At 55.2% G+C, this 25409-nt stretch carries 24 protein-coding genes and 1 tRNA gene; 17 read left to right on the forward strand and 8 right to left on the reverse strand.

All coding sequences use genetic code 11. The features are described 5' to 3' along the window. Positions 1-120 precede the first annotated feature (120 nt). The 9 genes from ACT3RW_RS03595 (at position 121) to ilvA (ending at position 9816) form a co-directional block, all read left to right on the forward strand. Complete coding sequence (locus ACT3RW_RS03595) at positions 121-972, forward strand: FtsB family cell division protein (RefSeq protein ID WP_444612843.1); 852 nt, start codon at positions 121-123, stop codon at positions 970-972. Positions 973-1000: 28 nt separating this feature from the next. Then, entirely contained in the window at positions 1001-1702 is a 702-nt protein-coding gene (locus tag ACT3RW_RS03600) for a DUF501 domain-containing protein (protein WP_444612844.1), read from the forward strand. After that, positions 1702-2640 (forward strand): Ppx/GppA phosphatase family protein, encoded by a 939-nt coding sequence (locus ACT3RW_RS03605; RefSeq protein ID WP_444612845.1) that lies wholly within the window; start codon positions 1702-1704, stop codon positions 2638-2640. Before ACT3RW_RS03600 ends, ACT3RW_RS03605 begins: the two co-directional genes overlap by 1 nt. Positions 2641-2794: 154 nt before the next feature. Then, complete coding sequence (locus tag ACT3RW_RS03610) at positions 2795-4231, forward strand: S8 family serine peptidase (RefSeq protein WP_444614608.1); 1437 nt, start codon at positions 2795-2797, stop codon at positions 4229-4231. 180 nt (positions 4232-4411) lie between these two features. Next, positions 4412-5779: an NAD(P)/FAD-dependent oxidoreductase gene (locus ACT3RW_RS03615; RefSeq protein WP_131090194.1), complete on the forward strand. Its 1368-nt coding sequence runs from the start codon at positions 4412-4414 to the stop codon at positions 5777-5779. 116 nt (positions 5780-5895) lie between these two features. Then, positions 5896-5980, forward strand: a tRNA-Leu gene (locus ACT3RW_RS03620). Positions 5981-6311: 331 nt separating this feature from the next. Further along, positions 6312-7118, forward strand: a complete 807-nt coding sequence (locus ACT3RW_RS03625; RefSeq protein WP_444614609.1) for a Bax inhibitor-1/YccA family protein — start codon at positions 6312-6314, stop codon at positions 7116-7118. Positions 7119-7233: 115 nt separating this feature from the next. Beyond that, on the forward strand, positions 7234-8541 hold the full coding sequence (locus ACT3RW_RS03630) for an AI-2E family transporter (protein ID WP_444612846.1): 1308 nt from the start codon (positions 7234-7236) through the stop codon (positions 8539-8541). Positions 8542-8544: 3 nt separating this feature from the next. Next, positions 8545-9816: a threonine ammonia-lyase gene (gene ilvA, locus ACT3RW_RS03635; RefSeq protein WP_131090191.1), complete on the forward strand. Its 1272-nt coding sequence runs from the start codon at positions 8545-8547 to the stop codon at positions 9814-9816. A gap of 76 nt (positions 9817-9892) precedes the next feature. Here the strand turns inward: ilvA and greA are convergent, their stop codons facing one another. Together greA and ACT3RW_RS03645 are read right to left on the reverse strand one after the other, a co-directional pair. After that, positions 9893-10390: a transcription elongation factor GreA gene (gene greA, locus ACT3RW_RS03640; protein ID WP_131090190.1), complete on the reverse strand. Its 498-nt coding sequence runs from the start codon at positions 10388-10390 to the stop codon at positions 9893-9895. A 289-nt stretch (positions 10391-10679) separates the two neighbouring features. Beyond that, entirely contained in the window at positions 10680-11099 is a 420-nt protein-coding gene (locus ACT3RW_RS03645) for a DUF4307 domain-containing protein (protein WP_444612847.1), read from the reverse strand. Positions 11100-11342: 243 nt separating this feature from the next. Between ACT3RW_RS03645 and mca the strand changes: the two genes are divergently transcribed. The 5 genes from mca to ACT3RW_RS03670 all read left to right on the forward strand — a co-directional run bounded on the left by mca (position 11343) and on the right by ACT3RW_RS03670 (position 17159). Next, a complete protein-coding gene (mca, locus tag ACT3RW_RS03650) occupies positions 11343-12209 on the forward strand; it encodes a mycothiol conjugate amidase Mca (RefSeq protein ID WP_131090376.1) in 867 nt (288 codons plus the stop codon). A gap of 43 nt (positions 12210-12252) precedes the next feature. Next, positions 12253-12534, forward strand: coding sequence for a hypothetical protein (locus ACT3RW_RS03655; protein ID WP_131090188.1), 282 nt, complete (start codon positions 12253-12255; stop codon positions 12532-12534). A 33-nt stretch (positions 12535-12567) separates the two neighbouring features. Then, positions 12568-14682 carry a thioredoxin domain-containing protein gene (locus ACT3RW_RS03660; RefSeq protein WP_444612848.1) on the forward strand — a complete coding sequence of 705 codons (2115 nt, stop codon included), beginning with the start codon at positions 12568-12570 and terminating at the stop codon, positions 14680-14682. A gap of 124 nt (positions 14683-14806) precedes the next feature. Further along, entirely contained in the window at positions 14807-15568 is a 762-nt protein-coding gene (locus ACT3RW_RS03665) for an isoprenyl transferase (protein WP_444614610.1), read from the forward strand. A 274-nt stretch (positions 15569-15842) separates the two neighbouring features. Further along, entirely contained in the window at positions 15843-17159 is a 1317-nt protein-coding gene (locus ACT3RW_RS03670; RefSeq protein WP_131090186.1) for a PhoH family protein, read from the forward strand. Positions 17160-17261: 102 nt separating this feature from the next. On the opposite strand, the gene ACT3RW_RS03675 is transcribed toward ACT3RW_RS03670, so the two are convergent. Further along, the gene (locus ACT3RW_RS03675; protein ID WP_444612849.1) at positions 17262-18047 is read right to left on the reverse strand and encodes a hypothetical protein; all 786 of its coding nucleotides are present in this window, start codon (positions 18045-18047) and stop codon (positions 17262-17264) included. A gap of 83 nt (positions 18048-18130) precedes the next feature. Here ACT3RW_RS03675 and ACT3RW_RS03680 point away from each other — a divergent pair, with 83 nt between their 5' ends. Both ACT3RW_RS03680 and ACT3RW_RS03685 read left to right on the forward strand, forming a co-directional pair. After that, complete coding sequence (locus ACT3RW_RS03680) at positions 18131-18634, forward strand: prepilin peptidase (RefSeq protein WP_165477365.1); 504 nt, start codon at positions 18131-18133, stop codon at positions 18632-18634. 73 nt (positions 18635-18707) lie between these two features. Continuing rightward, a complete protein-coding gene (locus ACT3RW_RS03685; protein ID WP_444612850.1) occupies positions 18708-19103 on the forward strand; it encodes an NUDIX domain-containing protein in 396 nt (131 codons plus the stop codon). An 89-nt stretch (positions 19104-19192) separates the two neighbouring features. Here the strand turns inward: ACT3RW_RS03685 and ACT3RW_RS03690 are convergent, their stop codons facing one another. Both ACT3RW_RS03690 and ACT3RW_RS03695 read right to left on the reverse strand, forming a co-directional pair. Next, on the reverse strand, positions 19193-20899 hold the full coding sequence (locus ACT3RW_RS03690) for an MDR family MFS transporter (RefSeq protein WP_444612851.1): 1707 nt from the start codon (positions 20897-20899) through the stop codon (positions 19193-19195). A gap of 33 nt (positions 20900-20932) precedes the next feature. Next, entirely contained in the window at positions 20933-21535 is a 603-nt protein-coding gene (locus ACT3RW_RS03695; RefSeq protein WP_242632578.1) for a TetR/AcrR family transcriptional regulator, read from the reverse strand. Positions 21536-21710: 175 nt separating this feature from the next. Here ACT3RW_RS03695 and ACT3RW_RS03700 point away from each other — a divergent pair, with 175 nt between their 5' ends. Further along, a complete protein-coding gene (locus ACT3RW_RS03700) occupies positions 21711-22280 on the forward strand; it encodes a GNAT family N-acetyltransferase (RefSeq protein ID WP_444612852.1) in 570 nt (189 codons plus the stop codon). 103 nt (positions 22281-22383) lie between these two features. Here ACT3RW_RS03700 and ACT3RW_RS03705 read toward each other — a convergent pair whose 3' ends face one another. From ACT3RW_RS03705 to ACT3RW_RS03715, 3 genes are all read right to left on the reverse strand, one after another. Then, a complete protein-coding gene (locus tag ACT3RW_RS03705) occupies positions 22384-23796 on the reverse strand; it encodes a class II fumarate hydratase (protein WP_444612853.1) in 1413 nt (470 codons plus the stop codon). 130 nt (positions 23797-23926) lie between these two features. Further along, entirely contained in the window at positions 23927-24541 is a 615-nt protein-coding gene (locus tag ACT3RW_RS03710) for a carbonic anhydrase (protein WP_444614611.1), read from the reverse strand. Positions 24542-24624: 83 nt separating this feature from the next. Continuing rightward, on the reverse strand, positions 24625-25299 hold the full coding sequence (locus ACT3RW_RS03715; protein ID WP_444612854.1) for a DUF4245 domain-containing protein: 675 nt from the start codon (positions 25297-25299) through the stop codon (positions 24625-24627). Positions 25300-25409: the final 110 nt, after the last annotated feature.

Below are 25409 nucleotides of genomic sequence, written 5' to 3' on the forward strand. Positions count from 1 at the left end.
ACATTTAAAGCGAATAAGCTCGTCGGTAGTGGATACCGGCGAGCTTTTCGTTATTTAATGGATATATGTGCCGTTTCCACGGCAGTACTGTACGAAAGCACGATGGGAAATTGGGGGAGTATGGCACAGCGACCGCCACGCATGCCTCGGCGTAATACTCCGGAACCGGTAGAGCAGTCTGAAAACATTCCTGCTCAGACGCCTGAGGATTCCGGCCTAGATTCAATGGCTGAACCACCCACCGATGCGTTGCACGTAGTTGCTCCTGTGACTCCAGCCAAAAAAGCTCCAGCGGTGCCGCGTCCTAAGTCTGCTTCAGGTGCCAGCAACAAGGAGGCTTCAACGCCTTCAAAATCTGCACCAAAGCATGAGCAGAGCGAAGATGAAGCGTCAGATGCGTCACCTCGTTCCAAAAAATATGCTGGCAACGAGTCATCAAAATCTAAGTTGCCTCTAGTTGAGCGTGCCAAGGAAAAGCAGAACGAACGCCGTCGCGATGACCGGATGAAGTTCTCGGCCGCGGTACGCCGTAAACCAGGTGAAAAACCTGTCACCGACAAGCCAGTCCCAGAAGGTGAACCGGTAGCAGCACACCGTTTTTCCGGGCGTATCGCTGCTTTGCTTGTGGTCCTTGCCTTCTTCGCTGTGATGCTGGTGCCAACGGTAAATTACTACCGGAAGCAAATGGCTGAACTCAACGAGCTCAACGCTTCCATCGAGTCCCTTGAAGCTCAGCGTGATGACCTCAAAGCCGAAATCGCGCGCTGGGATGATCCGCTGTACATCAAGCAGCAAGCGCGCGAGCGGATAAACTTGGTCATGCCTGGCGAAAAGCTGTACATGGTTGTGGGCGATCGCCCGGAAGATGACGACACCGCAACTGAGGGCAATGGCAGCACCTTTGAGGTGCGCCAAGAACTTCCTTGGGTTGATGCATTGCTTGACTCGGTACGTCGTTCCGCCACTGACTAACCACTTTAACTGAAGAGAACTAAGACCCGTGACTGAACAGCCAATCCGCGAAGCCCTTGACGCTGCCGGACGAGTACCAAGTGAATCCGACCTGGAGACGCTTTCCCGCCAGCTGAACCGACCAGTGCGCGACGTCGTGGAAATCGGCGCTCGTTGCGTCTGCGGAAACCCGTTGGTTGCCACCACCGCACCTCGGCTTTCCTCGGGAATCCCATTCCCAACCACGTACTACCTGGCACATCCAGTGATCACCGCGGCGGTCTCCCGTCTAGAAGCCGCCGGGTTGATGAACGAGATGAACGGAAAGCTCGGTGAAGACTCGGCGCTGGCTGCGGCCTACGTACAAGCTCACGAATCTTACCTAGCTAACCGTGCTGCCATTGGTGAGCGTTCGGGCACCGGAGCGGTTCCCGAAATTGATGGCGTTTCCGCCGGTGGCATGCCCACTCGTGTGAAATGCCTGCACGTTTTGGTAGGACACTCACTGGCCGCGGGCGAAGGCGTGAACCCACTGGGTGATGAAGCGCTGAACGGCATTGCCGAGTGGTGGACCAAGGATAAGTGCTACTGCGTTGGCGCATGGGATACCGAGTCTGAGGCACCAAGCCACGACCGTTCCCGCCATGTTAAGACCCAAGAGATGCAGGACCCTGCAGCTAAGCGTGCACAGCGCGCCGCTAAGCGTGCTGAACGTGAAGCCGCTGAACGCGCCGCCGGAGATGACGCGTAATGCGCGTTGCCGGAATCGACTGCGGAACCAATTCCATCCGCTTGCTCATTGCTGATGTGCACCATGAAAGCACCGGAACCACGCTTGTAGATGTTGTGCGCACCATGCGTGTTGTCCGTCTAGGACAGGGCGTGGATGCCACCGGTGCCTTTGCTCCGGAGGCACTCGAACGTACCTTTGCTGCCGCCCGCGAATACAAAGCGATGTGCGATGAGCATCAGGTTCAGGCCATTCGTTTTGTGGCGACCTCGGCAGCCCGTGATGTTTCAAACCGCGATGTTTTTTCCGAAGAAATTACCCGTATCCTCGGTGTTGCGCCCGAGGTAATCAGTGGAGATGAAGAAGCCTCGCTATCCTTCAACGGTGCTGCTTCGGTGCGTGCCGGTCAAAGTGGAAAGAGCTTGGTCATTGATCTGGGCGGTGGATCCACCGAATTTGTTGTAGGGGATTCGACTGGTCCCTTGGCAGCCAAGAGCTTGGACATGGGTTGTGTTCGAGTCACCGAACGGTTCCAAGAAGTAGGGCTAGATTCCCGTGCAGCAATTGACTTCATGGACACCACGCTGAGTACCCTCAACGGCCAGGTGGATGTTTCGCAGATTGATGCTGTGATCATGGTTGCCGGAACTTTCACTACCCTGACAGCACAGGCGCTGGGTCTAAAAAAGTATGAATCTGAAAAGATTCATGGCGCAGAACTCAGCTTCGACCAGATGCGTGCTGCAACCCAAGACATGCTGTCGTACTCCCGCGAAGAACGTGAAGCGCTAGGCTTTATGCACCCCGGGCGAGTAGATGTTATTCAGGCCGGCGCGGCCATCGTAGAGCGCATCCTTCATTACTTGGAAACGACCAGCGGCAATCGCCCGATGCGACTAATTGCATCGGAACACGATATTCTCGACGGCATCGCTGCTACAGCAGCATCCAACGCCTAATCCGCAATTTCGGAACCGACCAAGGAGAGATCTCTTGAGCTCAACTCTGCGCGCCAAGAACAATGCGAGCCTGAAAAAATGCGGCTCCGCACTTGTCGTTGCGATACTCACTTTAGCTATGCTCACCGGGCTCACCCCAGCTCACGCTGATGACATGCGAGATTCTGAGTACTGGTTGAATTCGCTTGGAGTGAATGACGCGCAACAGACCACCAAGGGTGAGGGCGTCAAGGTTGCCGTGATTGACACAGGCATCGATACCTCGCATACGGACCTCAAGGGGGCCGTCGCCGGGGGAGTGGACATGTCGGGCGCTGGCGACGAAAAAGGCAACAAGCCAATTGGCGTCATGAGTGAACACGCCACCCTTGTCGCGACCCTGCTTGCCGGACGCGGCAACAACAAAAGCGAGATCACCAAGGTCAAGTCCGAAAACGAACGCCTCAAAGCAGCGTGGGAAAAATCTAAGAAGTCTGCCGAAGACGAGAACAAAAAGCGCCTAGACGAGGCCAAAGACGACGAAAAAGACGACGTCGAAAAGGTTGAAATCCCCAAAGAGCCTGAGTATGAAGAGGTTCCGAAACCAAGCGGCGGCAGCGACGGTGTACTGGGTGTAGCCCCGGAATCGAAGCTACTGTCCGTTTCGCTGTGGATGGGTGAAGGCAACCCTGCCAACATCCCAGTCGAAGAGCAGATTCCACGCGCTGTGAAGTGGGCAGTTGATAACGGGGCCAAGGTCATCAACATGTCTTTGGGCTCGACTAGTCCAGCCTGGCCCGAAAGTTGGGACGATGCGTTCAAATACGCTGAAGACCACGACGTTGTTATTGTGGCCGCCGCCGGTAACCGTTCCGGTGGCATGAGCCAGGTAGGTGCGCCTGCGACAATTCCGGGTGTGCTCACCGTGGCCGGTGTGGATGAAAGCGGCAAAGCGTCCCAGGATTCTTCCACTGAAGGCATCTCCATCGGTGTAGCGGCTCCTGCCGAACAGCTGGTGGGTGGCCTGCCAGATAATGGTTACGCTCGCTGGTCTGGTACCTCCGGTGCAGCTCCGCTGGTTGCCGGAGTGGCAGCCCTGATCCGCTCAAAGTACCCAGATATGAAGGCTCCGGATGTCATTAACCGGATCCTGAAGACTGCACGGGATACTGGAGCCCCTGGGGTGGACAACCTGTATGGCTACGGAATCATCAATGCCAATGCGGCAGTGAACAACAATGTGCCTTCGGTATCCGAAAATCCACTGGGCACCATTGAAGAATGGATTCGAGTGCATCGCCGCAACGCGTCGGACACCACCGAGGCTCCAGCACCTGGCGTCTCAATGGAAAAGTCCGCGCTTAAGCAGGTAGCCGCTCCGACTCCGATTCAGCCCGAGCAATCTACTCCGATTTTGCAGCCACTGATAATCATCGGTGGTGCGGCATTACTGGTTCTGGTGATCCTGGCTGGCGGGATTCAAACCTTGCTCCGTAAACGCCGCGAACGATATACCGAAAGTGCAGCTTCGGCATCGCTGAGCTCCTTGAAGGTTGGTAAGTCTGCAGGGGATCACGATCTTTTTGATGACATCCCCGAAGACGAAAAATAGCAGAGATTAAAAATGGGAACGAATCCTCGCGGTTTCGTTCCCATTTTCTGTTGTGGTTTGGACACAGATTTGCTGGCTGAAGTACTCGAAGGCAAGTTCATGAAGTAAGCGTGACGCATCTGACGGAAATAGCTAGTGAATGTTTTCACTAACTCGGAATATCCGCGTAGAATCAAGAGTATGTCGATCATCGAATCCTCCCAGAAGCGTCCACGCATTCTTGTCGTCGGCGGTGGCTACGTTGGCCTTTACGTCGCGATGAAACTGCAGAAGAAGGTCAAGGCCCACGGCGGTATCGTTACCGTTGTTGACCCGAACCCATACATGACTTACCAGCCATTCTTGCCAGAAGTTGCCGGTGGCAATATCGAAGCACGCCACGTTGTGGTTTCGCACCGCCAGCACCTGAAGCACTCCGAACTTGTTAACGGTCGCGTGCTGAGCATCGACCACGCCAACAAGAAGGCAGTAGTTGCTCCAGTCAACGGCGAGCAGTTTGAGCTGGAATACACCGACGTTGTTATGTCGGCTGGCGCCGTCACTCGTACCTTCCCAATCACCGGTCTTGCTGAGACCGGCATTGGTCTGAAGACCATCGAAGAGGCTGTCGCACTGCGCAACAAAGTTGCCGAGCGCATCGAGTCCGCTTCGAACATGACTGACCCAGTAGCCCGCAAGCGCGCACTGACTTTCGTTGTTGTTGGTGGCGGCTTCGCAGGTATCGAAACCATTGCCGAGCTTGAAGATATGGCTCGCGACCTGATCAAGCTCAACGACCGCGTTGACCAGAAGGAAGCTCGCTTCGTTCTTGTTGAGGCCATGGGTCGCATCATGCCAGAAGTTACCGAAGAGCAGGCTGAGTGGGTTGTTGAACACCTGCGTAGCCGCGGCGTAGAGGTACTGCTGAACACCTCGCTGAACAGCGCAGTGGACGGCAACCTTGAGCTGATCAACATGGGCGACAAGTCCTCCGCTGGCGAATTCGGCGCTGACACCCTGATCTGGTGTGCCGGTGTTATGGCTAACCCAATGGTTCGCTCCACCGACTTCCCAATCGAGCAGCGCGGCCGCATCGAGACCCGCACCGACCTGCGCGTCAAGGATGCCAACGGCGATCCACTGGAAGGTGCCTGGGCAGCTGGCGATATCTCGGCAGTCAAGGACGTCACCGGCGGCCTGCCAGACGGAACCTGCGTTCCTAACGCTCAGCACGCCGTACGTCAGGCAAAGCTGTTGGCAAAGAACCTTTATGCTGCGCGCTACGGCGTTGGCACCATCAAGGAATACAAGCACTCAAACCTCGGCGCAGTTGCTGGCTTCGGTCGCAACAAGGGTGTTGCCAAGGTTGTTGGCATCAAGCTCAAGGGCTGGCCAGCATGGATGGCTCACCGCGGTTACCACGGTATGGCCATGCCAACCTTCGAGCGCAAGTTCCGCGTTGTCGGCGACTGGCTAGTTGCAATCTTCTTCAAGCGCGACGGCCTGCAGCTGAACAACCTTGAAGCACCACGCACTGCTTTCGAAGAGTCGGCTAAGCCAAAGAAGTAAGCTTCAGACTTAGCTGATCGACTACGTTGCGAGGGGCCGAATATTCGGCCCCTCGCGCACGTGCGAATTGTGGATTTTATATTTGCTTTCGAGATCACGTAAGATTTGAGAGTCTTGCCCCCATGGTGGAATTGGCATACACGGCTGACTTAAAATCAGCTGCCGAAAGGCTTGCGAGTTCGAGTCTCGCTGGGGGCACCACACAATAAGACCGCTACATCCTTGTAAACACAGGGCAGTAGCGGTCTTTGCTGTTTCCAGAGACAGGTAAGTGGGCGCAATGTGAGCACAGTGTGAGCACACTCGGTTCGCGAATCTTCCCGTGCGGCCTCGCAGTACTATTTCATGGACCGTTTGATGGTTGTTTGTTAGAACCTTCAAGAATATCGCTCAGAGAGTAGTTTTTCCGCGAGAAAACAGCCAATATCATCCTTCCGACTGAGCCATTTCACAGTAATGCTCAATAGGATTGACAGCAACGAACTCTCGCTTTCTGCGAGTCTGCACAATCGCAACCTATGGGGGAATGACGTTGAGCAACCCGGTATTTGGTTCAAAGAGCCAATCTGACGCTTGGGGAACCAAGCCTGGAAGTCCTGTTGGCTTCCGTGACAATGCAAATATGAGTGCCAATCAGCTACAAGATATGTACCAGCAGCCTGCGGCGACCAGTGCTGATACTGGTCGAATGACTATCGGCGACACTATCAACAAGACCATCTTCTGTCTCGCACTTGTTGTCATCGGTGCAGCAGCCGGTTGGATCATGCCAGCGCTCATGCTGCCAGGTGCCCTCGTAGGTTTTGTTCTTGGTCTGGTTAACATCTTCAAGAAGCGCCCATCGCCAGTGCTGATTCTTTTGTACTCGGCTGCTCAGGGTCTGTTCCTTGGTGGACTATCTAGCGTTCTGGAACACCGTCCGGGTATGGAAGGCATTGCCATCCAGGCTGTCTTGGCAACGATCTGCGTTGCCGGTGTCACCTTGGCGCTGTACCGCTCAGGTAAGTACCGTATGACTCCAAAGCTGAACAAGATCTTTATGGTCGGCATGATCGGTCTTATCGTCTTCTCGCTGCTGAACATGGTTCTCTCGATGACCGGTGTTGTTGACGGAATGTTCGGCATGCGCAGTGGCGTACTTGGTCTAGTCATCGGTGTTGTCGCCGTCTTGCTGGCGACCTACGCACTGGTTTCTGACTTCACCATGATCGAGGAACTGTCCAACCAGGGTGCTCCAGCCATCATGTCTTGGCGAGGTGCTTTCGGCCTGACGATGACCCTCATCTGGCTCTACACCGAGATTCTGCGCATTCTGGCCATCTTGCGTGGCGACGATTAACCAAATTGAATCCGAATTCAAGGACCAGTGCCCAAATCGGGCACTGGTCCTTGTTTTTTGTCACAATTCCGACATGGATCAAGAAGCTAGGTTTTAAACGCGGTAGCGTAGACGCATGAAGAGTAGCCGGTTGGAACGTTTACGACGCATACGCGTCTCCCTTCCGGGCAGGATCGCAGAAAAAACTGCAGAGCCCCGCGCTGAAACTGTAGATTTTAAGAGCGCTGAAGATATGCCGTATGCCGTACGTTTGGCAGCGAGCTGGGCTTGGCGCTTCTTGATCATTGTGGCGGCACTCGGTGTGCTTGTCTGGGCGCTTTCGAAGATCTCACTGCTAGTGATTCCCGTCCTTGTCGCTGCCCTTCTATCCGGCCTACTTTCGCCGGTGGTCAATGCGTTGAACCGACGAATGGCAGTACCGCGTGGACTAGCCGTGGGCATTGCGCTCATTGGCTTCCTAGCCTTGGTGATCGCCGGGCTATCCATGGCCGGACAGAAACTGACCTCTGGCTTTAACGCCCTGTGGAGCCAAGCCCTATTTGGTATCGAGCAGGTCCAAGACTGGCTGTTTAACGGTCCGCTGAAGCTGACCAACGCAGACCTGCAGAGCGTCATCGATGACATGATCGCCCAGCTGCGCGGCAACGCTACCAACATCCTGAGCGAAGCTTTGGGTTGGACATCTTTCATTGGCCAATTCCTCACCGGAACCTTGCTGGCACTCTTTGTGCTGATTTTCTTACTACTCGACGGCCGGAAAATCGGTCTGTTCCTGATCAACCTTTTGCCACGACGCGCTCGTCCAGCCATGGACGGAGCGCTGACCCGCGGATGGGCATCTTTGGTCAGTTACGTACGAGTGCAAATGCTCGTGGCGCTCATCGACGCCATCGGTATTGGGCTCGGTGCGTTGTTCCTTGGCGTTCCGCTCGCATTGCCACTGGGCGTACTGGTCTTCATCGGATCCTTTATCCCGGTAGTTGGTGCACTGATTACCGGCGCCTTGGCAGTGCTGCTGGCCCTGGTAGCCAACGGCTGGGTGAACGCACTGATCATGCTCGCGGTGGTCCTGCTAGTACAGCAGGCGGAGTCCAACGTTCTGCAGCCATTGATCATGGGCAAGGCAGTAAGCCTGCATCCACTGGCAGTTGTGCTGGCAGTAGCCGGCGGCACCATGCTGGCCGGAATCCCCGGTGCGCTCTTCGCAGTACCGCTGTTGGCTGTAGTCAACGCCGTCGTCAAATACCTTTCGGCCAGAGCTTGGGAGAGTGATCCGATAGTGCTAGAGCACTATGGAACTCAACCCATAACCGAGCCACCAGCACAAGATGCAGCAGCGACTCCACCGCCAAAGCCTGCGTCAACCCAACCACCAACTTCGCCGGAGACCCGGCATCCTGAGCAGACATCAGACGAGGACTAAGCCATGACCACAGAAACTAAGTTGCCAATCACCCTGGCCGACATCGAGTCCGCTGCCCAGGTCTTGAAGCCAGTTATTGCTTTGACCCCTGTGGAGCATTCCAGGGTACTGTCCCAGCACATTGGTGCCGAAGTCTTTCTCAAATGCGAAAACATGCAGCGTGCCGGATCCTTCAAGGTGCGAGGCGCCTACGTTCGCATGTCCAAACTCAGCGATGAAGAGAAAGCACGCGGTGTTGTCGCAGCTTCCGCCGGTAACCACGCCCAAGGCGTAGCGCAGGCCGCCAGCCAGCTGGGTATCAAGGCTCGTATCTACATGCCTCGTGGAGTTGCACTGCCCAAGCTCACCGCCACTCGCGATCACGGTGCGGAAGTAGTGCTCTTTGGAGACACCGTGGACCAAGCACTGGCCGAAGCCCAGCGCTTCGCCGATAAATCAGGCGCAGTATTTGTTCACCCCTTTGACCACCCGGACATCATCGCCGGCCAGGGAACCATCGGCCTGGAGCTACTAGAACAACTTCCAGAAGTGGAAACGGTTCTTATGGGCGTCGGCGGTGGCGGTCTGCTTGCCGGTGTAGCCATTGCGTTGAAGGAAAAAGCGCGAGAACTGGGACGAACCATCAAGGTGATTGGTGTGCAGGCAGAAAATGCTGCAGCCTACCCACCGTCACTGGCAGCTGACGCATTAGTTCCGCTGGATACCGTGCACACTATCGCTGACGGCATTGCAGTGGGCAAGCCAGGGCAACTGCCGTTCACCATCATCAAGGAACTTGTTGATGATGTGGTGACAGTATCTGAAGACGCACTAGCTCGCGCCTTGGTGGTCCTGTTAGAACGCAACAAGCTGGTGGTTGAACCAGCTGGTGCCGTGGGTGTTGCCGCGCTGCTGGAGAACCGTCTGGAAGAACATGGAATCAATCCAGCGACCACCGCGGTGATCCTCTCGGGCGGCAACATCGATCCGTTGCTGATGCTCAAGGTTATTCAGCGTGGTCTGTCGGCGGCCGGGCGATTCTTGACCGTGCGAATGATGCTTCCGGATCGTCCCGGCGCGCTGGCTCAGATCTCGCGTATCATCGCTGAATCAGATGCCAACGTGACGCGCCTGGACCACACCCGTATCGGTGGCTCGTTGTCCATGGGCGACGTGGCCATCACCATTGATCTGGAAACCAAGGGACACGAACATTCCAAGGCAGTGCTCAATAATCTTCGTGCCGAGGGATTTGATCCACAGATCACTAACAACGCCGGCGGATCAGTCGGCTAATCTCAACGCATAAAAGTCCACGGGCCGCTAACTCAATTGAGTTAGCGGCCCGTGGACTTTGTGCTTATTAGCTTTATTAGGAAGCTTGGTAAGGCTTAGCCGAGATGATTTCGACCTTGATGTCTCGGCCGTTTGGAGCCACGTAGGAAAGCTTGTCGCCAACCTTGGCGCCGTGAACGGCTACGCCGATAGGCGACTGCTCCGAGTAAACTTCCAGATCGGTGTCGCCAGCAACTTCGCGGGAACCGAAGAGGAATGAGGTCTCGTCACCAGCGATGTTGGCAACAACCATCATGCCTGGTTCAACGATGCCATCATCGGCAGGTGCTTCGCCAACGTTGGCGCGACGCAGTAGGTCCTTGAGGTACAGGATGCGGGCTTCGGCCTTACCCTGCTCTTCACGAGCGGCGTGGTAGCCACCGTTCTCCTTGAGGTCACCTTCGGAACGGGCCTGCTCGATACGCGCAACGATCTCGGCGCGTCCCGGGCCGGAGAGGAAGGTCAATTCGGTCTGGAGGCGGTCGAAGGCTTCCTGAGTCAGCCAAACGACAGGTTCGTTGCTGTTGGTGCTCACGTTGTACTTCCTTTGGTCAGTTAGGACTTCGCGGCGGCCGTTGAGGCTCAAAGAGCCACAAAAGCCGAACGCCACCAGTGAGGTGGCGTCGACGAAGTCGAATTCGGTACGGTTTCGCGGGCTTGCGTTGTTCTAGCGTTGCAAGCAAAGACCCCGCCAGCTACATGAAACAGTTCTAAGCTGACTCATTCACCGATGCGGGGTAAAACGTATCTTTTCAACGATAGTAGTCGCCAAAACGCTTTAAGCCCAATAGGTTCAGCTATTAGGGAATGAACTGGCAGAAATATTAACCCTTGAAGTTCTGCGGAACCTTGTAGCAGGATTCAACACCGGATGTCACCGCAAGGTTGTCGGTATGGAGGTCAACATCAATTTGCTGTTTGATCACGCCTGACTGCTCGCCTGGATCAAGCAACACGGTCTTGTAACCGACAACGGCTTTGGACTCGTTCATGGCCCGGATATCACACTGGACACGATCTTTGGAGTTGTACTCAACGATGATGCTGCTCTTGGCCAAGGTTGGAGAAACAACCTCAAAGTTCACGTCCTGAGCCGTGATGGCACTGTAGTTATTGAACCCGACGTATGCAGCGCCAACAACACCAATGCTCAGCGCAGCGCCAATAAGCCAGTTACGTGCTGGTTTGCTGAGGTTGCGTTTCTTGGGGTTGTTGTAGCGAGCCGTTAAGCTTGGATCAGACATTGCTTGTCTTGCACCACTCTCTATATGCCTTGGCGGCATTTGAACAGGGAATGCCGTATGTTGGTTCCTTCGACAAGTTTACCGCCTGAGCTGAATCGGGAATAACCGGCAGTCGAGTATCAGTTGTTATGACTGGTGGACAGTCATCAATATTTTCGACTGTGCAGCATAGTGACGAAGGAAAGTAGATAAGTGGAGATTCACAACGTGAAGAAAATTGCCCCATCGCAGGGTTTGCGTCTCATGGCGATTCACGCGCACCCGGATGATGAATCTTCGAAGGGCGCTGCCACCATGGCTGCCTACGTTGACGCCGGCGCTGAGGTCATGGTCGTTTCCTGCACAGGCGGCGAACGTGGCGACATTCTTAATGCAGCTGCAGGCGAGTTGGCTCACGCGCACCGCGATCTACCAGGGGTTCGCCGTACCGAGATGGCAGAAGCCGCTTCGGTGCTGGGCATTAAGCACCGCTGGCTCGGCTACGTTGACTCCGGCCTGCCTGAAGGTGACCCGCTACCGGAACTTCCTTTTGGCGCTTTTGCGCTGCAACCAGTGGAGGTGGCTGCCGCTGGCATCATTAAGCTGATCCGCGAATTCCGTCCACATGTCATCACTACTTATGACGAAAACGGTGGCTACCCGCACCCGGATCACATCCACAGCCACAAGGTGGCAACCTTCGCATTTGAGCATGCCGATAACCCAGAGATGTACCCAGAACTGGGGGAGCCATGGTCGGTAGGCAAACTGTACTACGACCGTGCTTTTGCACCGGACCGTTTCCGCGCATTGCACTACGCGATGGTCGAGGCCGGCATCGAGTCCCCGTACGCAGAACGTGTTGCGCAGTGGGAAACCGATGAAGATAACCAGATGTTCCAGTGGGTTTCACCACATACGACCACTACTCAGATTCACTGCGCAGACTTTTTCTCGCAGCGTGATCAAGCGTTGCTGGCTCACCGAACCCAGATTGACCCGGAGGGTTTCTTCTTCGCGGTCCCTGAACATGTGTACGCAGAGCGCTGGCCGTGGGAGGATTACACCTTGATCTCTTCGAAGGTGGCTACCGAGTTGCCCGAGTCGGACCTGTTTGCCGGACTAAGATAGCACTAAGCACTTCCCAGTTGTAGAAAAGAGTTGTCCGTATATCGTGAATACGATTTTCGCGTCCTTCGCAGTAGCCTCCGAGACCACCAAATTGGGCACGGAGACCAGTAGCGACTACGGTCCCGGATTCCTTGGATTTATTTTCACCGCGGTCATGGTCATCGCAGTGATTTTCCTTATCCGTGACATGGTTCGCCGTGTTCGCCGGGTGCGCTACACCTCGGAAGCTGAAGCCAAGCAGCAGGAAATGGTTACCAAGGGCAACGAACGCAAACTTCAGGAGCCTGAAGAGCCGATCGACCCTAAGACCAGCGAAGAGCGGTAAACAGTTGTGTGAGCTGCGCGATAGCATTATTGCGTGGCTCAACGACTCGCTGGCGCTGCCAGCCAATATCTTAGACAACATGCGCATCAACTAGTGGACTGGTTCCCTTATGGGGACGAAGCCTTTGAACAGGCTCGGTTGCGCGATGTACCAGTGATGCTCTCCATCGGTTATGCCGCGTGCCACTGGTGCCATGTGATGAGCCACGAATCTTTTGACGATCCCCAAATCGCTGAATTACTCAACGAAAATTTTGTGGCCATCAAGGTGGACCGTGAAGAGCACCCCTTGGTGGATGACACGTACATGATGGCCACCCAAGCGCTCACCGGTGCTGGTGGCTGGCCTATGACCATCTTCGCTATGCCTGATGGACGCGCGGTGCACGCTGGGACTTATTACCCAGCACAGCAGCGCGGCAAAACTCCTGGCTTCAGGCAAGTACTTGATGCTGTGCACCAAGCGTGGGAATCCAAGCGCGAGGGCTTAGAAGAACAAGCCCAGATGCTCGCGGATCACCTAGCTGAACTTGGTACCCGGCAGAGTGCGTTGCTGTCCTTAGAATCTGCAGAACCAGCGGCGCAGGCACTGAGCACTGCCACCGAACGCTGGCTGGCTGCAACAAAGCCTGAAGGCGGATTTACGCCTGCGCCTAAGTTCCCTCCCACCTGGGCTTTGAAGACCATGTGGCGTTCGGTCTTTACCCGTCCAGACACCGCCGAAGACGCCTTTGGCGCCGTAGCAACTCACCTTGAAGCAATTTTCTTGGGCGGATTACAAGACCATATTGATGGCGGATTCGCCCGGTACTGTGTGGATGAAAATTGGTCGGTCCCACACTTTGAAAAGATGCTCTACGACAATGCTGGCTTGCTTTCGTTAGCTGCGCGCAGCGCGGTGCTGGCCAAAGAAGTTGCCTCGAATACGCAGCGCGAATCGGCCCCTCGTGCACAAGCGCTAGCAACACTGGCGGCAAGCAGCGCGCGGGGAATTATCACGTTCCTCAAGGAAGAACTGCTGGTAGATTCCACTTCAGCACCGGCCTTTGCCGCCTCACTGGACGCGGATTCCACCCGAGATGGCGCCCAAGTTGAAGGCGCTTACTACAGCTACAGCCGCGAAGAGATCAACAGCGTCACTTCATCGCTGACGCAGGTTTTGCCTCAGGGGCTGATCCGTTTTGCGCCTATCGCCGAGGACGCCGAGCACTTCTGCTTCTCCTTCGCCAGAATGCCAAAGCCTGGCGAGCAAGCTGTGATCACCGAGCTGATAACTGCCCTACGCAATATGCGCACCTCACGCATCAGGCCGGTCCGCGATGAGAAAATCATCGCTGGCTGGAACGGGCTAGCCATTCAAGCATTGTGCGATGCCGCCGTACTGCTTGATAATTCAGAAGCATTAGAACTGGCCAAGCAAGTTGGAAATAGTGTGTGGCAAACACAATGGGATTCATCCACCCAACGTCTAGCGCGGGTAAGTTTTGCTTCGCGTGCGGCCACCGGCAACGAAGCAACCCTGCAAGACTATGCCGCTCTAGCTGTTGGTTTCCTGGCCCTGGGACAAGCTACGAAAGATGACCAATGGTCCGAACGAGCAGGACAGTTATTAGCACGGGCCAAGGATTTTGTGGATCCGGAATCTGGAGTGCCACGCGACAGCGTTCAAGCTGATGAGCGCATTACCGCGCAACGCAGTGATGTTGCTTCCGTGAGCGTGCTTGACGATGCGTTGCCTGCAGCCGGAGCGCTTTATGCCAAGGCGTTATCTATGCATGCAATTAGGGCCATGGCCACGGGCGAATACTCCCAAACCCATGCAGAAGAACTAGAAAGCGCACGCAAGCTAAGCGCCCACGCTGCAGCGTTGGCCGCTGACGCGCCTACCCAGGTAGCTACCGCCCTAGAAGTCCAGAACATCATCTCTAGCACCGTGCACTACGTGGGACTCTCCGACTGGGAAGGTCCTCAAGCTGCGCAAGTGCGCAATATCGCCTGGGCCCTAGACCTCAATGCCCATCACGATCCGCAGCTCGCCGGTTCAGGCTCAACACTGAAGATTCAACCCTGCCGTGAAGAACTGTGCCAAATGCCGGTTGAATCCATTGAAGATCTACTGGAGCTGCTGCGCGTGAGCCACAACAACTAGGCGAAAAAACGGTGAGCGAGGAGTGTCTTTGGACTGCTGGGATTGCAAGATCCGCAAAGCAACGAGTGATTCGCGGTAGATTTAGAACCTAGACTTTTTGAATCGATTGAAAGGCAGTGCCACGGTGCAGCTTCCCAACCTTGCGTATCGTTACTACGAACGGCGCTTGGCGAAGTCACTGCCTGCCGACAAGCTCCCTCACCACATCGGGGTTATGGTCGATGGCAACCGGCGCTGGGCCAAGCTTGCCGGTTCGCCCACCATGGCCGGTCATCAGGCCGGAGCAGACAAGATTCTTGAATTCCTGGACTGGTGCGAAGACCTCAACATCAAGATGGTCACGCTCTACATGCTCTCCACCGACAATCTGAACCGCGAGGCCAGCGAACTGCGAGACCTCTTGGAAGTCATCGGTGGAACCCTGGATCGACTGGGCGAAACCAACCGGGTGAAAGTTCAACAGGTTGGCGCCAAGGATTTGCTGCCACCTCAATTGGCTCAGAAGCTGTCCGCCTTGGAAACCATTACCGCAAACCGTACTGGTGTCCACGTGAACGTGGCCATCGGTTATGGCGGACGCCGTGAAATCTTGGATGCTTTTAAAGAGCTCTTGGGGCAGGCCGCCCATAACGGACGCACCATCGAAGAGCTGGCCGAAAACCTGTCCACCGACGACATCGAATCGGCCCTGTATACCAAAGGTCAGCCAGACCCAGACTTGGTTATCCGCACCAGCGGTGAGCAGCGCCTGAGCGGATTCTTGACCTGGCAGAGTGCGTACTCAGAGTTCTACTTCTGCGAAGCCTTGTGGCCTGACTTCCGCCGTGTTGACTTCCTGCGAGCCTTGCGCGACTTTGCGGATCGCCAACGCCGATTCGGCGCCTAGTTTCTTTCTCGGTTTAGCGTCTCAAAACTTTCTGCAGCGCGCAGAGTTAAAATAATCGTTACCCAGCTGTTGCTTACTGGTGACCTTCACAGGTCTATGGTGTTCATAAGGCCGGGGCATCAAGCCCTAGCTGACTGAAGGGTTCCGCACTAGATGACCAAAAGCAGCGCAAGCCGGTACCACTGCCGGAAACGCCTTGGACATCCGGTGTTGGGGTTCCCCACTGACGCGTGGGGAAATTCCTCACGCCGGATTCGAGATTGGGTGCGCTGCCATGAGCCGAACTGCCGAACAAGGTGTACGAACCTACGTCATTGACACCTCGGTTTTGCTTTCAGATCCGAAAGCAATGTTCCACTTCGAAGAGCACCATGTGGTGATTCCATTAACCGTGGTCACCGAGTTGGAACAGAAACGCAAAGACCCTGAGCTGGGTTACTTTGCACGTCAAGCCTTGCGCCTGCTTGATGATTTGATTGCCAACCACGGCGGACTAGCCCAAGCGGTTCCCGTCTCTTCTTCCGGTGGCACGCTGCGCATCGAACTAAACCATATTGCCCCTGACGTGCTTCCGGTAGGAATGCGTTCGGGAGATAACGACGCCCGTATTCTCGCCGTGGCAAAACACCTCTTGGATTCCGGTCTCGACGTTGCCCTAGTGACCAAAGATCTGCCGATGCGAATCAAAGCATCAGCCATGGGGCTGCACGCAGAGGTGTACCGCAACGAGCTGATCGCCTCCACCGGTTGGACCGGCATTGAACAGCTAGAGCTTGACGAAGAGTCCATGGCGACGCTTTATGAGCACGAACAGCTCTTGAACCTTAAAGCCGTCGCTGATGCGCCGATCAATACCGGTTTTGTCATCACCTCAACGCGCGGAAGCGCCTTGGCTCGCAAGACCGACGCCACCACGTTGAAATTGGTTCGCGGAGACCAGCAAGCGTTTGGACTACATGGCCGCAGCGCAGAACAGCGCATCGCATTGGACTTGCTCATGGATCCTTCGGTGGGGATTGTATCCCTCGGTGGTAACGCCGGTACCGGTAAGTCAGCGCTGGCGCTCTGTGCCGGCATGGAGGCGGTGCTGGAGCGTCGAGAACATCGTAAGATCACGGTGTTCCGTCCGCTGTATGCCGTGGGCGGCCAGGAGCTAGGCTATTTGCCCGGTTCCGAAGGTGAGAAGATGGGCCCCTGGGCGCAAGCGGTATTCGATACTCTCGGATCAATCGTGTCAAAGAACGCCATCGATGAAGTCATGGAACGTGGCATGCTCGAGGTCCTTCCGCTCACGCACATTCGAGGCCGTTCCCTGCATGACTCTTATGTCATCGTTGATGAGGCTCAGTCACTGGAACGCAATGTGCTGCTCACGGTGCTTTCGCGCATCGGTCAGAATTCAAAAGTGGTGTTGACCCACGATGTGGCCCAGCGCGACAACCTGCATGTTGGACGACACGACGGTATCGCCGCGGTGGTGGAGCAGCTCAAGGGCCACTCGCTGTTCGGCCACGTAACGCTGACTCGATCTGAACGTTCTGCTATCGCCGCGTTGGTGACCCAAATGCTGGACTCGCCAACTCTTCCCTAACCGTCGATAGTTCTCCGGCTCCTCCTGTCCCAAAGAACAACGGGACAGGGGGAGCCCACGCTATTGCGAGCTGTGGAACGGGGTCCTTAGGGTTCGAGAACCTTAGGGATTGACGGTCGGCTGATCTAGCCAGTGAACTTTCTGGAACTGAGAATTGATGTAGTACTCGTCTTGCGCAATGACTCTAGCCGTTAGATCGGGAGCAACCGGGGCCGAACCATCCTCAGTTAGTACCTTTCGCAGCAGACAAGTTCCCGTGCTCTGATCTAAGACCACCAAGGTGCGGGTGTTTTCTGGCACGAGTGGGCAGTGGGCGACTGCAGGTTGATAAGTATGTCCGGCGCTGAGCACGGCGGCTAGTGCAGGGCGACCCTCATGGATCAGCTCGACGGCCTCATGGATATACGTCGGGTGATCAAAAGCCAAATCCAGCGAAGCTGGTTCAGCGCCAGCAAGTTCTACTGGATCCAGAATTGCTTGCCAGTACCCTATTGGCAGCAGCGTGCCAAACCCGGAGATTTCAGGTCGTCGAAGGACCAATTGATCTGCGGTGAACACTGGAGTGCTTAGTTCGGAAGGCAACTGCCAGGAAGCGTTGGTTGATGCCACGTACCCGCGGCTTCGTTGCGCGCTGAAAGTTTCCTTTTGGAAGAGCAGTTCGCCTTCAGCGCTGTGCACAGCGATGGCTTCGCGCCCACGGATTTTTACCGTGACGGTGCCGGCCAAATTGAGTTGCTGTTGCGCCAGCTGCGTTGGCACCTGAATTTCTAGGTTTATTGAAGTGCTCAGCCAAGGGGCCGAACGAGCCAGCGCGCGGTACCTTCGCCGGGTGGCCGAATCGGGAATCGGATGGCCGGGGAAGTAAAGCGGAGCTGATGGTACGTCCATACTTCAATTGTAGGAGTGCCCCTATTATTCACAAGGGCAATCTCCTTCTCCCACTGGACGCAGAAGTTGCCTATGCTCTTTACATGTCAGAGATTTGGAGCGTATCCCACGAAGGACCGGTCATCGGCGTCCTAGTTGCGCTCCAGTTGCTGTGCTTTGTGATCTTTGGATTCTTGTTATCAAAGGAGGACATTTCCAGCCACCGTTTACCCAACCGGCTGGTGGGCTATTGGCTGGTAGCCAGCACCCTAGTGATCGTAGGTTTGGGCATCGCACGCGGCGATGGGTTGGGCATCGTGCAAGGGGTCCTGGGTCTGGTCTTACTTGGTGGCGCCTACCTGTTGATCAGTGTCGTGTCCTTAGGAGCAATGGGCATGGGAGATGTAAAACTTGCCGCTGTTCTCGGGATAAATCTTGGCTACTATTCGTTGGCGTCCTTGTTTCTGGCCACGTTGGTAACTTTTGTGCTCTCTACGCTGTGGGTTCTTGGGGGAGTGATTGCTAGAAGGCTGACCTTAAAATCAGCTGTTCCTTTCGGACCGTTCATGATCATTGGCGCCTTAGCGGTGCTGCTTGTGGCACGATGAAATTGTGGCAACTCCGGAATTCATCACTAGTCTTCGTACGCATATTGGACACGAAATGCTTTGGCTCTCGGGGGTGAAAGTCGTGGTTTTCCAAGATAATAAAGTTCTGTTGGTTCGTCGCGCGGATAACGGGTTGTGGACCCTGCCAGCGGGAATCATTGACCCCGGCGAAGAACCATCGTTGACGGCTGCGCGAGAGGTTTTAGAAGAGACCGGGGTATCGTGCGAAGTTACGGATCTGATTGGTGTTGGGGTGACAGCCCCGACCGTTTATCCCAATGGGGATCACGCCCAGTATCTAGATATCGTCTTTAGAGCACGCCACGTTTCTGGACAGGCAAAAATCAACGATGATGAAAACCTTGAAGTGGGTTACTTCGACCTAGCGGACCGTCCAAAACTACCTCCACTTCACGAACGAGCCTTGGCGTGGGCGCTGGATCCGCGTCCCGGTGGTTACTTCGCGTAGAGACAAAAGAAAAGGCAGCTGGGGTGCGAACCAATAATGGTTCGCACCCCAGCTGCCTTTCGACGCTTTAGCTACAGGCTAAGGCAGTCTTATTTGATGTCGCTATCGGCTTCGCCTGTTGGCTTTTCAGCTACGAGGACAGAGCCTTCGGCCTCTAAGGCCGGGTCAACCGAATCAGTGTGCTGTACGAGGTGGGCTTCTTCGTAAGCGATTGCTTCTTCGCCGCCGATAGCCTCGCCACGAGCCACCATGCCGGCGGTGTCGGACAGTGGAATCTGCTTGAGGAACAGTGCCAAAGCAAACGCGACAACCAGGAATGGAACCAGGTACCAGAACACTGGAGCCAACGAACCTGCGTAGGCATCCACGATGCCGTCACGCAGTGCCTGAGGCAACGAGGAAAGTGTTTGTGGGTCCAAAGACGAAGTTGCTTGACCAGCTTCGGCAGCGTTGGCGCCAGCACCGGAGAACACGTCCATCAGCTTCTCGGAGAGGCGGTTGGTGAATAGCGCACCGAAGATCGCAACACCAAGCGAAGCGCCAACTTCACGGAAGTAGTTGTTGGTCGAGGTTGCGGTACCGATCATTTCGGGATCCACCGCGTTCTGTACCACCAGGACAACAACCTGCATGATCAGACCCATGCCGGCGCCCAATACGAAGAGGTAAACGCAGATCAGCCACAGTGGGGTCTGAGCAGTCAGCGTGGTGAAAGCCAGCAGTGCCACGATGGTCACCAGGGTGCCCGCAATTGGGTACGCCTTGTATCGACCGGACTTGGAGATTGCGATACCGGAGTAGATGGAGGTACCCATCATGCCGACCATCATTGGAACCATCAGCAAGCCGGATACCGCAGCCGAGGTGCCCGAGGACATCTGCAGGAAGGTTGGTACGAAGGCAATTGCCGAGAACATGCCAATACCCAAGGTGAAGCCGATGGCGGTGGCGGTAATAAAGACCCGGTTCTTGAATAGGCTCAGCGGGATGATTGGATCTTGTGCCTTGGCTTCAGCAAAGACAAACAACGAAGCAGCAACAACCAGTCCTGCGCCCCATGCCCAGGTTTCCGGTGCGTTCCAACCGTGGGTTGCAGATCCACCGAAGTCGGTGAAGAAGATCAAGCAGGTAGTTGCAATCGACAGCAGTAGAACACCGAAGTAGTCAATCTTCTTTTCGGCCTTCTTGTTTGGCAGGGTCAGTGCGAACCATGCAATGGCGAAAGCGGCGATACCAACAGGGATGTTGATGTAGAAAGCCCATTCCCAAGTGAGGTGGTCAACGAAGAATCCACCCAGCAGTGGGCCGGCGACTGCGGACAAGCCGAAGATGCCACCTAGTGGACCCATGTACTTGCCACGCTCGGAAGCGGGAACGATGTCAGCGATGATGGCCTGCGACAGGATCATCAAGCCACCGCCACCCAGACCTTGAAGGGCGCGGAAAATCACGAACATCCAGAAGGTGGTGGAGAAGGCTGCGCCAACCGATGCCAAGGTGAACAGGGCAATAGCGATTAGGAACAGATTGCGTCGCCCAAGGACGTCGCCAAATTTGCCATAAATCGGCATCACGATAGTGGTTGCCAGCAAGTAGGCAGTGGTGATCCAGGCCTGGTGCTCAACGCCACCGAGCTTGCCAACGATGGTTGGCATCGCGGTGGAAACGATGGTCTGGTCCAGTGAGGACAGGAGCATGCCTGCGATCAGGGCCGAGAAGATGATCCAGATGCGCCGCTGAGTTAATACCAGTGGCGCGTCGCCCGGGGTTTTCCGGGAACTAACGGTTGTAGCCATGTTTATCCTTGCGAGATTTTGTGCGAAAAGTTTTTAGTCGTTGGTGCGACGTAGCTGCTGGCCCATGATGCTTTGAACTTGGGACATCAAATTCAGGAATTCTTCGCTAAGTGAGCGTTTCCCGGATCCTGCAACGTAGGCATCGATAGCTTGAAGCATGGTGTGTTTCAGGATGTGCATCAGGCTGCTGAGTCGTGGATCTTGGGGATCCACTCCTTCACGCGAAGCGATGAGCTCACGGAACTTTGCCTCTTTTTTCGGGCCGGTCTGAACCATGTGTTGGAGTAGCTCCGGTTCGCGGTGGGCCATGGTGAAGAACCCGTGAGTGCTCACGATCTCGTTCTCATCGATGCTTAGTCGTTCAAGGACTAATTCCACCAAGTCGGCCAGCAATGTTGGGGAGATTCCTTCAATGCCTTCAGGACGTGCGGCCATAAAACGTTCAATGCTTCCCTCTGGCAAAGCATCGGATTCATGGCCAAAGACGGCATCAAGCTTGCTGGGGAAGTAGTTGAAGAAGGTGCGACGCGATATGCCTACGCGTTCGCAAACATTTTCAATAGTGAACCCAGTAAATCCAAGATCTGCGGTCAACTCGCGACAGTGGCGGGTGATGGCCGTTTTGGTTTTTTGCATGCGATCGCTAAGCGTTGGTGCCCCGCAAGGTACCTCAGTTTCGCTTGTTGCACTATTGTTCATATAGTGCAGTATTGCACTATGGGAACGAGGGTGCAACTTATGTGATCTGCAACATTGTGGCCTTCAGGGTCACCGAAAACAGCTCATAGTCTTGGTGTCATAGGGTTGGGTTATGGCCCAAATAGAACTGCGCAAACCAAGTCCTGAACTCCATGCATCATTTATGCAAAGTACTGCCGAATGGAACGGCGTCGACCAAGATGGCGCCTCAGTCTTCTTCGCCGAAAAGTATGGCTGGGACTTGGCTGACCGCACTGATTTTGAGCATTGGGTGCAGTTGCTCAATGACTTGGCAAAGCCGGATTTCACACCCCTGCCGGGATTCGTCTCGCAAAGCACGCTATGGGTCGTGGAAAACGGCGAATACTTAGGTGCCGTGAGCTTGAGGCACGAGTTAGGCAATGACTACTTGTTGGAAGTCGGCGGCCACATCGGTTACGGCATTCGCCCTAGCGCCAGACGAAGAGGGCTCGCCAAATTTGCGCTCGCCGGATCATTGGAGCAAGCGCGAGCACTGGGTCTCTCGAAAGTACTGATTACCTGTAGTGACTCCAACATCGGCTCCGCTCGCACCATTGAATCCAGCGGGGGAGTCCTCGAAAGCCTCAAACCGTTGAGCGAAGTTGGTCCGAAGTTCGGGGTCCAAGAAGCAGTACGACGTTATTGGATCAATCTGCAATAGCAGCGTTCGCCCATATGCCAAGTCACGCCTTGGCATAGCGATGGCTCGTGGTAATTCAGAAAATTCTGAATCACCACGGGCCACTATTTTGCGACCGCAGCGGCTAGTGCTTTCCAACCATGGTGGAAACATCGAGCAACTGATCTAGCTGTTCTTCGGTAACTTCACCGCGCTCAACAAAGCCCAAAGCGACGGTAGCTTCACGCACTGTCAGCCCTTCGGCAACGGCCTTCTTGGCAATCTTTGCGGCGTTCTCGTAGCCAATCAACTTGTTCAGTGGTGTCACGATCGATGGTGAGGCCTCGGCCAAGAATCGAGCACGCTCAACGTTGGCTTTGATGCCGTCAATCATCTTCTCAGCCATGACCTTAGTGGTGTTGGAGAGCAAACGAATTGACTCAAGCAGGTTCGAGGCGATCACTGGAATGCCGACGTTCAGTTCAAAGGCACCGTTCGTTCCGGCCCAGGCGATAGCGGTGTCATTGCCGATCACCTGAGCCGCAACCTGAATGGTGGCTTCAGAGATGACTGGGTTGACCTTGCCCGGCATGATCGATGACCCTGGTTGCAGATCTGGAATGGCAATTTCACCCAAACCAGTGTTTGGACCGGAGCCCATCCAGCGCAAGTCGTTGGCAATCTTGATCAGCGAAATTGCGATGGTGCGAAGAGCGGCGGATGCTTCCACCAGGCCATCACGGTTTGCCTGCGCCTCAAAGTGGTTGCGGGCTTCGGTGATAGGTAGGCCAGTATCTTCGCGGAGGAACTCGATGACCTTCTGTGGGAAACCGTCCGGGGTGTTGATGCCGGTACCCACCGCAGTGCCGCCCAGAGGAACTTCGGCCACTCGTGGCAATGCAGCCTCGATACGTTCAATGCCGTAACGAACCTGTGCAGCGTAGCCACCAAATTCCTGACCCAAAGTCACCGGGGTAGCGTCCATGAGGTGAGTACGTCCGGACTTTACAACGTCCTTGAATTCGGTCGACTTGGACTCCAACGAGGAAGCGAGCTGGCCCAAGGCTGGAATCAGGTCGTTGATCAATGCGCTGGTAGCTGCCACGTGCACCGAAGTAGGGAACACGTCGTTGGAAGACTGCGAAGCGTTCACGTGATCATTCGGATGAACTTCGGTGTCGCTGTTCTTGGCCTTCAAGGCGCGGGTGGCAAGCTCAGCTAGAACCTCGTTGGTGTTCATATTTGAGCTGGTGCCGGAGCCGGTCTGAAAGACGTCAATAGGGAACTGCGCATCGTATTTACCGCTGGCCACTTCTTGGGCCGCATCGGTAATTGCTTCGGCGCGTTCGGCATCCAAGACGCCCAAAGCGAGGTTGGCGGCAGCTGCGGCCTTTTTTACCTGCGCGAGAGCCTTGATGTGCGATGGCTCTAGGGTTTTGCCTGAGATGGGAAAGTTCTCCACCGCACGCTGAGTTTGTGCGCGATACAAAGCCTGAGCTGGAACTCGGACTTCGCCCATGGTGTCGTGTTCAATGCGGAAATCGTCACTGTTAGTCATGCGCCCAGATTACGCCTGTTTGGCAGGCGAAAGACAGGACCCTGATGCAAACATCACAACCCACAGTGACGCTTCAGAAAATCGGGAATAAATGTTGATCTACAAGGCAGTTTGCAATGTGCGCGGGTGCTTAGTCCAGACCCAAGCTGGAGACCAGCTGTGCTCGCCCGTCGTGCAAGTGATAGGCCACGCCAGCTACTGCCGTGCGGCCTTCTTCGATGGCTTGCGCAATGATGGTGGACAAATCAACAAGACGATCCGTGGTCTGCTTGACGTGCTCGACGGCGGTGCCGTTTACATCGGTGATGCCCTTGCGCTCAGCGGCCAGTACCGATGGGGTAATGTGCTCAACCAAGTCCCGAACAAAGCCCTTGGGCATGTTGCCGGTTTCTTTAACCTTGATGGCGCTGGTGATTGCACCACAGGAGTTGTGGCCAAGGATCACAATCAACGGGACGTTCAGGCTCTCAACCGCGAATTCCAATGAGCCCAAGCTAGCCGGGTCAATCACGTGACCGGCGGTGCGCACCACAAACATGTCACCCAAACCGGCATCAAAAATGATTTCAGCAGCAAGTCGGGAATCTGAGCAACCAAAAATCACTGCATAGGGTTCTTGACCAGTGAGCAAGGACTGGCGTCGTGCACTGTCCTGATTGGGGTGCTCGGTCTCTTCGTTGACGAAGCGTAAGTTGCCGGCGCTGAGTTTTTCCCATGCCTCGTTGGGTGACAGGGACTGAGCAATTGAATCAGATGGCATAAGCCAAAGTCTACGGGAACAAATTCGAATATCGAATTCGTCGCGTCAGGTCGCAGTCATAATGCGAACTAATTCATCGTCGATTCTGCCAACTTTGCGACGTTCTCCAACTCTTCGGTGGAAGTGTCGGTCGAAAGGATAAGAGTCGAGTCTTTGCGCTCTGCGATCAGGTAGGTAGTTTTGTCTTTCACACGTTCTTCCCACTTCCAGCCACCAATTGTTTTGGTGCCCGTAGGAACGGCAGCGTCCGTGGTCAAAGCGATCCACGTTTGGTTGGCCTTGGCAGCTTGGCGAACCCATACAAAATTCTTGTCATCGGAGACAACGCCAAATTCCCAGTACGGAACGCCCTGGGCATTGTTAGCCTGCCAACGTGCAAAATTCGCGTACTCGTCTTCGGCCAGCTCGGGTGCAAAAATCTTGAATCCTGCGATGGATTCAGTCTGCTCGGCAGTCTGGGCCAGGTTAACATCGCTCTTAAAGGCTTGTTCTTTAGGAGCCGGGTTGAGAAGAATCAACGGAATGAGAATCGCCAGGGTGAAACCGACCGAAAGAATCATGCCCTTGTAAGTCTGATTGGCACGCTTGGCGGCTTTTTCGGTGAGCTGTGGCTTGAACGGAAGATCGTCAAAGGTAGCTTCGGGATCGTTTAGATCGCGGCGCGGGGCCGAATCTAGCTCGGTGTTTTGATCCAGCGGTTCGTTGACAGGCACGTTGTTCCCGTTGTTGTTCTCAAGTTGCACGTCTTCTATTCTCCCTGAAGAGTCTGTGTAATTCGAACTTGCGTGCCCAAGCCCACGCTGATGTGTTGCAGGGGCCGTCGACATGAACTGTCACGTAATTTTCTAAAGAG

This window comes from Glutamicibacter sp. AOP5-A2-18, assembly GCF_052446055.1.
GTDB lineage: Bacteria > Actinomycetota > Actinomycetes > Actinomycetales > Micrococcaceae > Glutamicibacter.

Coding starts and splice junctions, on each gene's coding strand:
- ACT3RW_RS03595 (WP_444612843.1), top strand. CDS start 121: ATGGCACAGCGACCGCCACGCATGCCTCGGCGTAATACTCCGGAACCG.
- ACT3RW_RS03605 (WP_444612845.1), top strand. CDS start 1,702: ATGCGCGTTGCCGGAATCGACTGCGGAACCAATTCCATCCGCTTGCTC.
- ACT3RW_RS03610 (WP_444614608.1), top strand. CDS start 2,795: ATGCGAGATTCTGAGTACTGGTTGAATTCGCTTGGAGTGAATGACGCG.
- ACT3RW_RS03615 (WP_131090194.1), top strand. CDS start 4,412: ATGTCGATCATCGAATCCTCCCAGAAGCGTCCACGCATTCTTGTCGTC.
- ACT3RW_RS03630 (WP_444612846.1), top strand. CDS start 7,234: ATGAAGAGTAGCCGGTTGGAACGTTTACGACGCATACGCGTCTCCCTT.
- ilvA (WP_131090191.1), top strand. CDS start 8,545: ATGACCACAGAAACTAAGTTGCCAATCACCCTGGCCGACATCGAGTCC.
- ACT3RW_RS03645 (WP_444612847.1), bottom strand. CDS start 11,099: ATGTCTGATCCAAGCTTAACGGCTCGCTACAACAACCCCAAGAAACGC.
- mca (WP_131090376.1), top strand. CDS start 11,343: ATGGCGATTCACGCGCACCCGGATGATGAATCTTCGAAGGGCGCTGCC.
- ACT3RW_RS03670 (WP_131090186.1), top strand. CDS start 15,843: ATGAGCCGAACTGCCGAACAAGGTGTACGAACCTACGTCATTGACACC.
- ACT3RW_RS03675 (WP_444612849.1), bottom strand. CDS start 18,047: ATGGACGTACCATCAGCTCCGCTTTACTTCCCCGGCCATCCGATTCCC.
- ACT3RW_RS03680 (WP_165477365.1), top strand. CDS start 18,131: ATGTCAGAGATTTGGAGCGTATCCCACGAAGGACCGGTCATCGGCGTC.
- ACT3RW_RS03690 (WP_444612851.1), bottom strand. CDS start 20,899: ATGGCTACAACCGTTAGTTCCCGGAAAACCCCGGGCGACGCGCCACTG.
- ACT3RW_RS03695 (WP_242632578.1), bottom strand. CDS start 21,535: ATGCAAAAAACCAAAACGGCCATCACCCGCCACTGTCGCGAGTTGACC.
- ACT3RW_RS03700 (WP_444612852.1), top strand. CDS start 21,711: ATGGCCCAAATAGAACTGCGCAAACCAAGTCCTGAACTCCATGCATCA.
- ACT3RW_RS03705 (WP_444612853.1), bottom strand. CDS start 23,796: ATGACTAACAGTGACGATTTCCGCATTGAACACGACACCATGGGCGAA.